The following is a 1,318-nucleotide window of genomic DNA, read 5'->3' on the forward strand; positions in this document are numbered from 1 at the left end:
GGTGTCTGATCTCAGGACATCGTTTACGTATGTCTCGAGACATCGTTTACAGGTGGGTTCTCGCCAGGATGGGTCATGGCGAGCGCGGACAAGAATCGGGTCATCGTGGTGGCGGTCATCGAGGGTGGCCTGTCGATATCGGAAGCGGCACGACGCTTCGGCGTCACACGCCAGTGGGTCCATCGACTCCTCGCGCGCTATCGGGCCGGCGGGCTTGACGCGCTCGAGCCACGCTCGCGTGCTCCACGCTCGTCGCCATCGGCGATACCTGATGAGCTGCGACAGACGGTGATCGCGATGCGCGACTCGCTCGTCGCGGACGGGTGGGACGCGGGCGCCGACTCCATCAGGGACCGTCTCATCGTCCAAGGCGTGACACCTCCGTCGAGGGCAACCGTGCACCGCATCGTGGTCGCCGCTGACAGGGTCATCGCGCAACCCAGGAAACGGCCCCGTTCGTCATGGATACGGTTCGAAGCGGCCGTGCCGAACGAGACATGGCAGTCCGACATGACGCACTGGCACCTGGCGGACGGCACGGCCGTGGAGATCATCTCGTGGATGGACGACCACTCGCGGTTCCTGCTGCACATCTCCGCGCACAAGGTCGTCACCGCACCCATCGTGACCGAAACATTCCTGGAAACAGCCCGCATCCACGGGCTACCCGCCTCAACCCTGACCGACAACGGCCTGATCTACACCACCCGCTTCGCTGCGGGCAAAGGCGGCCCGAACCACTTCGAACACGTCATCGAAGCCCTCGGCATCGTCCAAAAGAACGGCCATCCCGGCCACCCGCAAACCCAAGGCAAGATCGAACGCTTCCACCAAACCCTCAAGCGCTGGCTCGAGCAGCACGAAGCGGACACCATCGACGAGCTCAACGCCATCCTCGAGGTGTTCCGAGGCGGCTACAACACTCGCCCGCACCGCTCACTTGGTCGACGCACACCAGCCGACGTCTATGCCGCGACGCCGAAAGCCGAGCCCACCATCAAGGTGCTCGACAAGCACTGGCGAGTACGCCACGACATCGTCGACGCCTCCGGCAAAGTGTCCATCCGCTGGGCCGGGAAACTACGCCACCTCGCCATCGGAAGAGCCCACGCCACCGCACGCATCGTGCTCCTAATCGCCGGACGACACACCATGATCGTCCGCCCCGACACCGGCGAAATCATCGCCGAACACACCCTCGACGAAACCCGGGACTACCAGCCCAAAAACACCAAAGCCCCTCCCGAAGGAGGGGCCAGGTGTTAACCATGTCCTGAGACATCTGTAAACGATGTCTCGAGACATCACAAAGGAGCGG

At 63.4% G+C, this 1,318-nt stretch carries 1 protein-coding gene; it reads left to right on the top strand.

Annotation, left to right across the window (positions count from 1 at the left end; genetic code table 11):
• Window positions 1-75: 75 nt before the first annotated feature.
• Window positions 76-1,266, top strand: coding sequence for an IS481 family transposase (locus B7K20_RS00010; RefSeq protein WP_084099467.1), 1,191 nt, complete (start codon window positions 76-78; stop codon window positions 1,264-1,266).
• Window positions 1,267-1,318 lie beyond the last annotated feature (52 nt).

The organism is Demequina sp. NBRC 110051, from assembly GCF_002090055.1.
Classification (GTDB): domain Bacteria; phylum Actinomycetota; class Actinomycetes; order Actinomycetales; family Demequinaceae; genus Demequina.

What these genes read in the sequence shown, in the direction of transcription:
- B7K20_RS00010 (WP_084099467.1), top strand. Translation starts at nt 76, where the DNA reads ATGGCGAGCGCGGACAAGAATCGGGTCATCGTGGTGGCGGTCATCGAG.